Genomic DNA, 12874 nt, shown 5'->3' on the forward strand with positions numbered 1-12874 from the left:
ACTCATTTTATTTTTAATTTAAAATCAACTATGAATATTTTTCGCCAATATATAGCTCCCTTGATTGTAGTAGTGATTTTCCTGGTGGCTTTGTTTGCTGTAAGTATACGTATCTTTTTGCCTTCAGATATGGCAGCCCCCGCCCCCATATCTGCCGAGGATCTCAGCACGATTTTGACTTACGTTAAGCTTTAGGCAACGGATTTTTTGGTCTGTAGAGTGGAATATACCCAGTTGAGGAAAGCAATCGATGGAAGGACAAGGCGCAAAAATTGGCAGTACGGCTATAATTTGGAGTTTGGCAACGGGAATGATGGCTATTTCAATTCCTATAGTTAAAATGACCAGTACAGGAATAATTTTGCCTCTAGCAGTTGTGGTGGGGGTTAGTATAAGCACCATCGCCATTTGGTTGAGTGGTTGGTTTAATTAATTAAACAAATTAAGGCACTATCTGGGAGCTTATGACAAATAGTGCCTCTCACAGTGCGCCACTTTTTATATAAAAATAAAAGCAATCAGGATATTTTGATTTATTTAGTTTATTTAGTTTATATTTTTGTCAGTGTTAAATAGATAACAAAAAATCACAAAATACAACAAAATTAGTTATCTCAGATGGTTATTATTAGACCAATCGATAATAATATCTATAATTGAATATTTTCCTCTAAAAACTGTATACTAAATCAAAATCTAAAAACAGAGTAATTTGAGCGCATTATCTCAAATATACTCTGGTAGTAAAATTGTAATCTTGCATGATTAGTGTTCTTGTTGTTGACGACCAAAATCTGACTCATAGGCTGATAGAAACCTATCTAAAATCAGAGGCTGAAATCGAGATAGTTGGCTTTGCAAATAATGGTCAAGATGCAATCGAACAAATCCGTAACTTGCAGCCAGATGTAGTGTTAATGGATGTAGAAATGCCAAAAATGGATGGACTGGCAGCTACAAAAATAATTACTAGAGAGTTTGTTACAACTAAAGTTTTGATTTTAACAGTACACGATAATGAAGCACATTTGAGCTTGGCACTAGAAAATGGTGCAAAAGGATATTTGCTTAAAACGACTACCTCTCAAGAATTAAAAAATGCTATTTATTATGTCAACCAAGGTTATTTTCAATTGAGTGTAGAATTAACGGAAAAGTACTTACAAAAAATTGTCAAAGCAAAACCAGAATCAGAGGAAATTTTTGAGATCAAAAAAAAAGTTAGTTATTTATCTAAATCTTTTAATAAATTAGAAGATGAGTTGGAAAAATCTGGAGAAAAAAACCTAGAAGAAAATTTAGAACGTAAAATAGAAGGGCTATTGCAAAAAGAAATGGCTATTCTACGCGATCGCGACTCTCATCTACAATTTAAAGTAGATCGCATGAAATACAATCAGGAACGATTAGAACAAAATATTAAATATCTTTTTAAAGTTCAAATGGGCTGTATTATTGTGGCATTGATGGCAATAATATTAGCTGCATTTTCTGTGTTTAATTAATATTTGTTTGATCGTCAATATGCTTTGATCTGGTTTATTTGATTGTTAACTCTAGGTTTTAACTGGCATGACATTAGAGTATGACTTGGTGGTAGTTGGTAGCAGTTGGGCTGGTATCTATGCAGCAAAAAGTGCTGTTAGGTTTCAAGCTCGCGTTGCACTGGTGACTCAAACCGATAATTCTGTTGAGCTTCCCCAAGGCGAATATTTGCCCAATGACACCTCATTTAACTGTAGTTTGGCTGAAATTGGCGATTTCAACTACTCTTTAGAAAATGGCTTTTTTATCGCCGAAGAAACCAACCTAAATACTGTTTCTTTAGATAAGGCGCAGACTTGGATTGAGAATGGTAATGCAGCCGTAAAAAACTTAAATTCCTTGTCTAGTTTGGCAGCGTTGGGTGTTGATGTCATTGTGGGTAAAGGAGAGTTTTTTCGACTGCCAAAATTAGGATTACAAGTCAAACAAAGAAGATTGCGATCGCGTCGTTTTTTATTGGCAACAGGCTCTTATTTTTTGCCTGATTTTGGGGATAATGATGGTGCAATAAACTATTTAACTTTAAGGGATTTAGCCGAGGGAGATTTAGCTAATTTACCCTCTAATATTATTATTGTTGGAGGAGATCCAACTGCCTTAGAATTGGCTCAAACTCTGGCAAGATTTGAGAAGAAAATTACTTTAGTTGTCAAACAAAATAGAATATTACCGCAAGAAGATCGAGATTTAAGTACTTTAGTGCAGGCAAAGTTAGAAGCAGAAGGAATCAATATCTTTACTAATTCAGTTGTGAGCCAGATTAAACAGATTGACAATCTAAAATGGCTACAGGCTGGAAATCGGGCTTTATCCGCAGATGAAATTATAATTGCCGATTATCGTCGACCAAATATTAGAGATCTAAATCTTGCAGGGGTAGATGTCAAATATGATGAAAAACGGGTTTATGTCGATCGCAAACTAGCAACTACTAATCCTCATATTTATGCTTGTGGCGATCTCATTGGAGGATATTGTTTGCCGAATATTGCTCGTTATGAAGTTAATCTAATTTTGAAAAATACTTTATTTTTTTCCTGGTATAAAACTAATTATCATGCTCTTCCTTGGGCTGTTTTAACTCGACCAAAATTAGCTAGAGTAGGTTTGAATGAAAGACAAGCTAAACAACAATATAAGGGAAAAGTGTATGTAATTCGGCAATATTTTAATAACACAGCCCAGGGACAAATATTAGATAGTAATCCTGGGATGTGTAAGTTATTAATCAGTCGCCAAGGTGAAATATTAGGTTGTAGTTTATTTGGCGATCGCGCAGTAGAGTTAATTACTATTCCTGCATTAATGATGCAACATAAAATAAAGTTAGATCATAATCCCATGAGAGGATTAACTTCTATATCGATACCTACTATTTATCCTAGTATGACAGAGATCTTAGAATTAGCATTAGAAGATTTTTATCAACAAAAAATACAGCAAAATTCTCAACTATCAAATCGTCTTAAACGTTGGTTTTCTTGGCGCAAGAATAAATAACCAATGAGCAATAACCAATGAGCAATAACCAATAAGCAATAACCAATGAGCAAAAAATTATTTATCGTATTTGAGGGAATAGATAGTTGCGGAAAAACCACTCAAGCAGAACTATTAAAAGACTATTTCCTCAATCATAAAGAACGAGTAGTAATAAGTCCCGAGCCTTCCGATGGCATCATTGGGAATATGATTCGCCAAGCACTAAAACAAAGGATTTTATTTAGTCGCGATCGCGATTTATTTGACGAGCAAATGGCATATCTTTTTGCTGCCGATCGCCACGACCATTTATATAATGATCTTGATGGAGTATTCAAATTAATCGAAGATAACTACCATGTAATTAGCACCCGCTATTATTTTTCTTCTTTAGCATACAATTGTGAGAGTCCTGAAAAATTTGCTTTTATTCAAAAACTAAACGATCGTTTTCCTAATCCAGATCTGACAATTTATATTGATATTCCTATTGAAGTATCTTTAGCAAGATTACAAGAACGATCCTTACAAGAAATATACGAAACGAAGAGTAAGTTAACCCTAGTTCGAGAACAATATCAAAAAATATTTGCTGCCTATCAAGGCAAATTGCTCTCAATTGATGGGACAAATAGCCTTCAAATTATTCATCAAAAAATAGTCAATTACATTACTCAAAAATAGCCAATAAATAATAACTAATAACTAACAACTAACAACTACTTCTAGTATTACTAGGGATTTCATCGATTAAATATTTAGTTGTAATTTCTCTCTTGCCAATAGGCGATAGAATCGAAGATTGGTTATACTTGTTCTTATTTAATTTAAAAAAAAATTAATATTGTGCAACTAATCGGCGAAATTCATCTTCTATATTCATAGATTCACGGTAAAAAACAGCCATAACTCACTAGCAAAAACAATATATTATTTTTGCTAGGGGCATTCTTAGCTACAGACCACAATCATTAAGATGAAGCAAGACCCCAAACACGATCGAGAGGATAGCCCAAACCAAGATAGGGCAACAGCTTCTACTAGTTGGTGGCGCAAGATAATCATCACCCTAGCAATTTTACTCTTAGGCGGTGCGGGTAGTGGTCTACTTTATGGTTGGTATTTTGTCAGGCAAAAATTAGTACCTTTAATCGAAACAGAGGCAGGTAATTATCTCCACCGCCCCTTAGAATTAGGCGAGCTCAAAACTATTTTCCCTACAGGAGCAAAATTTGGTAATAGCGCGCTTCCTGCAACGAATGATAATCCCGATTTTGTTAAAGTCAATACAGTCAAAGTCAATCTCGCCCCCCTCTATTTCTTACGTACTCGGAAATTAAAGATAGACATTATTTTAGAAAAGCCCGATGTTTATATCGAACAAGATGAATCTAAAAAATGGACTCCGACAGATTTTGGCTCGGATGGCGAATCAGAGGGGGGAATCAAAGTTGAAGTAACCTCAATTCAACTCCAGGGGGGACAGCTTGCTCTCGTGGCTTATAATTCCGAAACAAAAGCCCTGAACCCTCCTGTCCGAGCCAAGATAGGAGAAATTATCGCCCTTCCTACAGACGGTCAAATTAAATTTGATGCGAATGCAGAATTAATTGCAGGGGGTAAATTTGCTCTTGATGGTCTAGGGAATACCAACACGGGAATTATTGAAATAAAAATAGATGCAGAAAATTTAGATGCGGGAGAAATCAGTAATTTAGTAGCTTTGCCAATTGAATTCGGTCGAGGAAATATTGACGGAAAACTGGATATAGTTTTAACAGATATATCTCTGCCATTATTATATGGAGTTTTAGATTTAGATGGTGTTGGCTTGCAGATTCCCAACCTAGTCAAACCGTTTCAAAATAGCGATGGCAAAATACATTTTCAAGGTACAGAAATAAAACTCGACGATATAGCAACCAATTTTGGGGAAGTGTCGGGGAAAGCATCGGGTAAATTAAATCTAGCAGAAGAAGGCGATTATCAGATCGATACGAAGATAAAGCCAATAGAAGCGAGCAAAGTGATTAATGCTCTAGAATTAGAAGCCCCTGTTCCCATTGAAGGCAAAATAACAGGAGATATACAAGTTAGAGGAAACTTAGAAAATCCTGTCGTTAAATTAGATATCGCTAGCGCGAGTCCTACTACAATTGATAAGGTTGATTTCAAACAAATTAATGCCGATCTAGAAATAATAGGTACAACTCTTTCGGTGAAACAGTTTACTAGTCTGCCTAAAAGCGGTGGAACGATCGCAGGAAATGGTAAATTGCAGTTAGATGGGTTGCAAAATCTAGTATTCAACATTACGGCAAATAATGTTTCGGGCAAAGCGATCGCTCGTAGCTATAACAATGAATTACCTGTAGATATTGGTACTATTTCAGGCTCGACCAATATATCAGCCCAGGCGGGGGATCTCTCGACTCTACGCTTTCGTAAAGGAAAAGCAAATTTTGCTTTGGGTAACGGTGTAGTTAAAGTTGATAATCTTGATTATGGCAAAGGCATCTGGACATCAGATCTAACCACATTGGGGGTAGAATTTGGCAGTTTGCCTTTTGGAGAAGGAAGTGCGCCAACTATTGCCAAAGGGGTAATTGATGGCAAATTTGATGTATCGGGGACTAGTGATGTCGGTAATTTGGATTTAGTTGATGCCAGAGGAAAAGCCGATCTCAATACCGTGGGGGGGAAAATAGTCCTACCGAAAATATCTTTAGCTGATGGTAATTGGGCTGCGAATATTGATACAAAAAATCTAAAACTCCAGCGTCTTTTCCCCGAATTACCTAACGAGTTTAACGATAATCTCAGCGGTGAATTTTATCTGACGGGCAATATTCCCGATAAGGCTCAACCTCAGACGTTAATTAACGGTTTTGGCGACTTAACCCTGGCACAAGGAAGAGTTAGGGTAGATGATTTAACCATAGTCGATCAAAATTGGACGGCGATCGCTAAAGGAAAAGATTTAAAATTAAAAGAATTAAGCTCGACTACTCCCGATCAATTTGCAGGATTGGTTAATGGCACGCTCAATTTAGCGGGGACGACTGATAATATTACCCCAGAAGGGATTAAAGCTAGGGGGAATGGTAGTTTGACTCTACCAGAAGGAGTGTTTGCTGCCGAGGATTTGGCGATCGCCAACGGGCAATTTAACGCCCAAGTAGCACCCCAAAATGTAGACTTGAGCCTATTTGCCGATCCTGATTCCGACGATCTAGAGCTTAAGGGAAAACTGGGAGGAAAGCTGGCGGTAACGGGACAAGTAGATAACCTCAGTCCTACCGCCGTATCGGCTACAGGAGATGTCAGCTTTAGCCAGGGTATCGATCTATTAGAACAACCCTTTGAGGCAAAAGTAGCTTGGGATGGCAGACGGTTAGATGTACTAAAAGCCCAAGGAGATGATTTGGATGCAATGGGTTATATTGACCTAGACCCCAGCTTTTTTAGCGATATTCCCGATAAATTAGTCGCAGTAGAATATTTTGAGTTTGATGTCGATAGGGCGAAAGAAATTGATATTACCAAGCTGCGTTTAACTCTACCGACTTGGGCGACTAATCTCGACTATTCAGGTAGAGGAGACTTTTCAGGACAGATTAGTGGTATTCCCTCGGCAATGAAAATTGCAGGAAACATAAGTTTAAAAGACTTTAGAGTAGAAGAAATCAACTTTGACCCTTTTTTAGCAGGAAATGTTCAAATATCTCCCGAAACTGGCGTAAGTTTAGACTTACAAGAAATTATTACCGCGCCTCTTTTTTCTACTGCTGCCGATCTTGATCCAGAAATTAAACCCCTCGATAAAATTGAGCTAGTTTTAGATAAAAACTTCTCTCCTCTAGGATTTGCGATCGTTCAAGACTACATTTCAATTGTGGGTACGGGAAAAGAAGAAATTATTGAAATGACGACCCAGAATATTCCCGTACAATTAATTAAAACTATTGCCCTCAAAAGCGATGACCTAGAAGTACCCGAAAACATAGCTATTCAGCCGATAGATGGCGAATTGTCGGGAGACTTTATTTTTAATCTCAATACTTTAGCTACTTCAGGAGAAAACGTCACCATCGAATCTCCAGCTTTAGCCAGTATTCGGGGAGATTTATTAAAGGGAGATTTCCAATATGCTAATGGTTATTTTGCCATTCAAGACGTAGAATTCCAACAACGGAATAGTACCTATAAACTGCAAGGAAACATCAAACAAAAACCAGATGATTTTATCGTTGATGGTCGGGTGTCGATTAATGGCGGACAAATTCAAGATATTTTAGTCGCGCTGCAAATATTTGAATTAACCGATCTCAGTCGTATTTTTAGCGATCGCAATTATGGAGATGCTAACAATTTATATGAGTCTTCCTCATCTGGCAAAGCACCCTTATTTGATATTGGCTTAAAAGATGCACCTATATTTGAACAGCTAGAGTTACTCTCGACCATAGAAGCATGGTTGGCTTCGATCGAGCAAGAACGACAAACAGCTATAATTCCCCCTATTAAGAATTTAAAAGGGACTTTTGATGGAAATATCGATGTTTCTGGCTCTTTTAACGACGGCTTAAGTTCGGAATTTCAATTTTTGGGGGAGAAGTGGCGATGGGGAAACTTAACTAGTAAAAAGATCGTTCTTCAAGGTAATCTCCGAGAAGGGATTTTAACCCTATTACCCGTCTCTATTCAACTAGAAAATCCCATTTTGAGAGAAAACTCAGCGGAGTCGGAAAATAAAATCAATGCTTCTTCTCCTACCTTATTATTTACGGGGACATTTGGCGGAGAAACCCATTCAGGACAGTTTCGATTGGTAGAAGTGCCTGTTAAATTAATCGAGCAACTGTTTTCTTTGCCTCCAGAATTAGCTTTAGATGGATTAATTAACGCCTCTGCTAGTATTGCAGGGACGCAAAAAGAACCTCAAGCCAGAGGAGAACTAAGAATAGATAATGCTTCTCTCAATGAGACTTCGATCCAGTCTACGAAAGGGAGTTTTAACTACAGAAATTCTCGTCTTGATTTTTCCGCCAGTAGTAATATTGCCGAAGATGCCGATCCTCTCCTTCTTCGGGGTAGTATTCCTTATAAGTTGCCTTTTGCTGCTGTCGAACCTCAAAGCGATCGCTTAGAACTACAACTAAACGTCAAAGATAAAGGCTTGGCTTTATTGGATATTTTTTCCCGAGGAGAATTGAAGTGGATCGACGGTATGGGGGAGATCGTGCTGGATATTTCTGGGGTACTCGATGCCAAACAGAATCTACCCCGCAAGCTAGTAGCCCAAGGTACGGCGAATATTCAAAATGCCACGGTTGCAATTAAAAACTTACCTAATAATTTGCTTACCAACATTGACAGTGAGGTATTTTTCGACCTCAGCAATATTAGAGTTAATAGTTTTACAGGAGATTTTGGTGGGGGTCAAGTATTAGCTGCGGGGACTATTCCTCTCAATAAACCTGGTTCTCCCAATCCTTTAACCATTGATTTTAATAAAATTGCCGTTGATGTACCAAAATTATATGATGGTGGTCTCAAAGGAAGGATTAGGATCTTAGGTAAAGCTACCGAACCGATTATTACAGGCAACATTACTCTGTTTGACGGTACGATTTTATTAGTAGATGAAAGCGATCCTAATAGCAATCCAGAAAAGAATATCACCACAGGTAGTAAAATTAGTGCCATCAAGCGACGCAACACCGAAGAAAGTATTGCAGCTATTACGCAATATAAAAATCTTCAACTAAAACTAGGAGAAGATATTCAAATTAGTCAACCGCCTATTTTTACTTTTTTAGCGACGGGAGATCTCGGTATTAACGGTACTTTTTTGCAACCTAGTCCTAGTGGCACTATTACTCTACAACGGGGTCAAGTGAATTTGTTTACTACTCAGTTAAATTTGTCTAGAGATTATAAGAATACGGCTCGTTTTTCTAGTAACAATATTCTCGATCCATTTTTGGATGTGTTGCTAGTGGGTTCGGCAATCGAAACTACAGGTAGTAGAAACATACCTAGTGAAGCATCTCCCACGGAAAAACCTGATGCTGATAGTTTGGGTACGTTAGAAACTGTGAGAATTGAGGCTAAAGTAAAAGGGCTAGCCAGCCAAATTACTAATAAGATCGAACTTACTAGTAGTCCTCCCCGCAGTCAAGCAGAAATAGTAGCTTTATTGGGTGGTGGTTTTGTGGAAACTTTAGCTAACAATACTAGTACTTTGGGTTTAGCTAGTTTGGCAGGTTCGGCTTTATTTGGCAGTCTTAATTCTGAATTTAATAATGCTTTTCCCATTGGAGAAGTACGTTTATTTCCCACTCAAATCATTGGAGATGAAGATAATCCCGATGATGGTAATAGCGATGGAATTGCAGGAGAAATTGCTTTTAATTTGTTTAATAATTTTTCTTTTTCTGTGTTGAGAATTTTGAATATCAATGATATTCCGACTCAGTATGGTTTTCGCTACCGTCTCAACAAATATTTTGTGTTGCGGGGTTCTAGTGATTTCAAATCGATCAGAAGCGATCGCGAGTTAAAAGAAAGCAATGAAGATCAGGGTAATACTAGGGTTTTAATTGAATTTGAATCGAGATTTTAATATTTGGCATCGATCGATAAATAATATGGATATTTCTTGGCATTACTGGTTATTTTTATTGACTACTATTTTTCATATAATTACTAGTTTTCAAGAAAAGAAAAGTTTAATACCACCAGGAGAAATTATTAACGTTGACGAAAACAATATTCATTTATATATAAAAGGAAAGGGTGAAATAACAGTTGTTTTAGACCATAGTTTGGGCGGTGTTGAAGGATATTTTTTAATCGATGAAATAGCCAAACTAACGCGAGTATGTATTTGCGATCGCCCTGGTTATGGTTGGAGTGAACCTAGTGGTAAATCTCGCTGTAGCGAAGCGATCGTTGCAGAATGGGATTTGCTATTAACTGAGGCTAACATCGAACCGCCTTATATTTTAGTAGGAGATTCTTTTGGTAGTTATAATATGCGTCTTTATACTCATAAGTTTCCCGATAAAGTTAAAGGATTAATTCTTACTGACGGGTTGCATGAAGCAGGAATGTTGAATATGCCTTTGGCTGTTAAGGCAGTTAAGTATTTGTTTATTTCTGGCTTTATTATGTCTATTTTTGGTTCCCTTTTAGGTATTATTCGCTTGATGGGAACTGTTGGTTTATTTGAATTAGTTAAACCCGAACTAAAACAGTTTTCTCCTCAACAAAGACAGTGGGTTAAAAGATCTTTTTATAGTCATAATCACTGGATAACTATGGCAAGAGAGCTTATTAATCTGGACCGCAGTGGTCGTCAATTAAAAGTAGCTAATAATTTTAAAGATCTGCCAGTTATTAGTATTAAGTCCAACAGCTTTTTCAAACCTTCAATTTTCACTGCCATATTACCTTTAAAGATGATCAATAAACTTAGAAACAAAATACATTATTACTTAAGTTTATTATCAAGTAATTATACAGAAATATCTGCCAGTAATAGCAGCCACTTTGTTTGGATCGACGAACCAGAAATTGTAGTTAAGGCAATCGCGAAAATGTTAGAGTTTTTGCAAAAGTAATCTAAGTATCAAAAATTAATAATTATTAGAATTATTAGTTAACTAATAACCAATAACCATCAACCACTAACAACCAACTCCTCAACTACCTCATTCAAACCAACAGAATTAGAAGCCTTACAAAGAATACGATCGCCCGATCGCATTATTTGTTTTAATTTAGTAGTTAGAGTAGCGCGATCGCTAAAACATTCCGTTGCAATATTTCCCGCACCCTTAGCTATTTCTTGAGTAGCTTTTTCATCGGCTAAAACCAACAACATATCCAACCCTAATTCTTGCCCTTTTTCTCCTACCTGACGGTGTAATTGGGGTGAATATTCCCCCAACTCTTTCATCGTACCTAAAACGGCAATATGGCGTTTACCTGGGGTTTCCTTGAGCATTTGTACCGCAGCTAGCATCGACTCCAAACCCGCATTATAGGTTTCATCCAAGACTACAATATCATTAGCCAAATCGTAGCGACGCGATCGCCTTCCCGTTAGTCTAAACTACAGTATTGAGCATATAAATCGTCGCCTCAAAATTTTCCGCATCTTTTCTGAACGTTATCGTAATCGACGAAGACGCTATGGTTTACGTTGTAAATTGCTGGCATCAATTTATAATTACGAACTATCTTTATCCGCCTGAAACCTTCATATCAGAACCTCAATGCAATTATGCAAGAGATCTAATAAATAATTATTTAAGAATCGATAATAGTGCATTTCAGTTATTTTGTAGACATAAAAATTGATCCTAAGTGAGCTTGAGGAGCAGATATATTTTCAATTGTCATGGCAATTTTTTTAATTGTTCTTGGTTCAAGATGAGGCTGGGGTAAAGCAATTTCTTGAGCAAAATCACCTAGTTCATTTGGTTGAAAAACTGCTGTTAAAATAGCTCCTTTTTGATCCGTAGTGTAGGGCAAATCTTTATCTATTACAGTCCATAATGCGTAGACCTTATTTGGAGGCAAAGGAGGTAAATTCTCAACATTTAAAGTAGCACTTAGTTGATTGGAGTTGATAATTAGTTGCGCCTTTTGGTTTACATCTTCACCATTCAATAAATAGGTAAGCTTGTCTTTTTGAATGTTTGTACCGATATCTATATTTTTAGCGATTTGCACAGATCGCCACAGACGGTAGTTAGCGATACCTAAAGTAGTGATTAGAGTTAAAGTGATCGCCCCTAAAATTTTGTTCCAGGGTAATACATACTTGGGAGAAGCACTTTCTAAATTATTAGTAATGGTAGACTTGGTAATTTCCGTATTTGATGCTGCCAATATGCGATCGCGAAGGGTGACTGGGGGCAACATTTCTAGAGGAGCATAGGTTAAGTCTAGAGCCTCCTGCATAGCTATAACCTGCTCGTTTAAGCTGGGATCTTCCGCTAGCATTTCTTGAAATAAAAGAGCTTCAGCAGGACTCAAATTGCCCAATACATAACCTGATATTAATAGTTGTTCGCATTCTGGCGGTAGTGTTGACATGATATTATGACCTATCTCTAGAATCAGTAAGAGCCTGTCGCAACTTGAGTAAACCACGGCGAGTTCTTGATTTTACTGTACCTAAAGCAGTACCTAGTCGTTGAGCAATTTCTGACTGGCTTAACCCTTGATAATATGCCATTCTTAATACTTCTCGTTCTTTTATTGATAGCTGCTTTAAAGCCTCTACAATCTTATGCGATCGCTCTATTTGAACGGCTTCTTCCATCGGACTTTCCGACAACACTTTAGCATTTTCATTTAAAGCTTGGTTACGAATTCTTTGCTGTCTAGAACGGGATCTGAGCCGATCTAATGCACGCGATCGCGTTAATATTCTTAAATATGTGCGTAAACTTCCCCTTTGAGGATCGTAAGAACATTTCTTAGTCAAATTTAGAAAAATATCTTGAGTCAGATCTTCTGCCTCGGCAGTGTTGCCTAATAAGTTCCAGCTTATGCCATAGACTAAACCTACATGCCGATCGTATAAAATTGCCAAGGTATCGGTTTCTCCGTTTTGTAACCGCACAAATAAATTTGCATCAGTCTGATGGAGATTATTATCCTCAGAATAATTACTGGGTGCTTCAGAAGACATATATTAAGACTAAATATGGCATTGCTACATAATATCTTCTTCTGGGCTGTCTAAAATTTATTGAGTTGAAAAAACATCTTAATAAGCTTAGACGTATTTACATTGCATTAACTAAATCACCTTTATTTTTTTATT

Annotated in this window: 9 protein-coding genes and 2 pseudogenes; 8 read left to right on the forward strand and 3 right to left on the reverse strand. The window is 37.1% G+C overall.

Annotated features, from left to right (window positions below):
• Nucleotides 1–30: 30 nt before the first annotated feature.
• The 7 genes from I4641_RS16505 (at nt 31) to I4641_RS16535 (ending at nt 10655) form a co-directional block, all read left to right on the forward strand.
• A complete protein-coding gene (locus I4641_RS16505) occupies nt 31–195 on the forward strand; it encodes a DUF8624 family small hydrophobic protein (RefSeq protein ID WP_229641678.1) in 165 nt (54 codons plus the stop codon).
• Nucleotides 196–250: 55 nt separating this feature from the next.
• Nucleotides 251–433, forward strand: coding sequence for a hypothetical protein (locus I4641_RS16510; protein ID WP_229641679.1), 183 nt, complete (start codon nt 251–253; stop codon nt 431–433).
• Nucleotides 434–761: 328 nt separating this feature from the next.
• Nucleotides 762–1505, forward strand: coding sequence for a response regulator (locus I4641_RS16515; RefSeq protein WP_229641680.1), 744 nt, complete (start codon nt 762–764; stop codon nt 1503–1505).
• Between the two features lie 67 nt (nt 1506–1572).
• Nucleotides 1573–3045, forward strand: a complete 1473-nt coding sequence (locus I4641_RS16520) for an FAD-dependent oxidoreductase (RefSeq protein WP_229641681.1) — start codon at nt 1573–1575, stop codon at nt 3043–3045.
• A gap of 45 nt (nt 3046–3090) precedes the next feature.
• Complete coding sequence (gene tmk / locus I4641_RS16525; protein WP_229641682.1) at nt 3091–3711, forward strand: dTMP kinase; 621 nt, start codon at nt 3091–3093, stop codon at nt 3709–3711.
• A gap of 292 nt (nt 3712–4003) precedes the next feature.
• Entirely contained in the window at nt 4004–9655 is a 5652-nt protein-coding gene (locus I4641_RS16530; RefSeq protein WP_229641683.1) for a translocation/assembly module TamB domain-containing protein, read from the forward strand.
• Between the two features lie 25 nt (nt 9656–9680).
• The gene (locus tag I4641_RS16535) at nt 9681–10655 is read left to right on the forward strand and encodes an alpha/beta fold hydrolase (RefSeq protein ID WP_229641684.1); all 975 of its coding nucleotides are present in this window, start codon (nt 9681–9683) and stop codon (nt 10653–10655) included.
• A 59-nt stretch (nt 10656–10714) separates the two neighbouring features.
• Here I4641_RS16535 and I4641_RS16540 read toward each other — a convergent pair.
• Nucleotides 10715–11143: pseudogene (locus I4641_RS16540) on the reverse strand (glutamate ligase domain-containing protein); the annotation flags it as partial.
• A gap of 13 nt (nt 11144–11156) precedes the next feature.
• Between I4641_RS16540 and I4641_RS16545 the strand changes: the two are divergent.
• Nucleotides 11157–11291: pseudogene (locus I4641_RS16545) on the forward strand (IS5/IS1182 family transposase); the annotation flags it as partial.
• A gap of 82 nt (nt 11292–11373) precedes the next feature.
• On the opposite strand, the gene I4641_RS16550 reads toward I4641_RS16545, so the two are convergent.
• Nucleotides 11374–12138, reverse strand: coding sequence for an anti-sigma factor (locus I4641_RS16550; protein WP_229641686.1), 765 nt, complete (start codon nt 12136–12138; stop codon nt 11374–11376).
• Nucleotides 12139–12142: 4 nt separating this feature from the next.
• A complete protein-coding gene (locus tag I4641_RS16555; RefSeq protein WP_229641687.1) occupies nt 12143–12739 on the reverse strand; it encodes a sigma-70 family RNA polymerase sigma factor in 597 nt (198 codons plus the stop codon).
• Nucleotides 12740–12874: the final 135 nt, after the last annotated feature.

Origin of the sequence: Waterburya agarophytonicola KI4 (assembly GCF_020640915.1) — a bacterium.
GTDB lineage: Bacteria > Cyanobacteriota > Cyanobacteriia > Cyanobacteriales > Xenococcaceae > Waterburya > Waterburya agarophytonicola.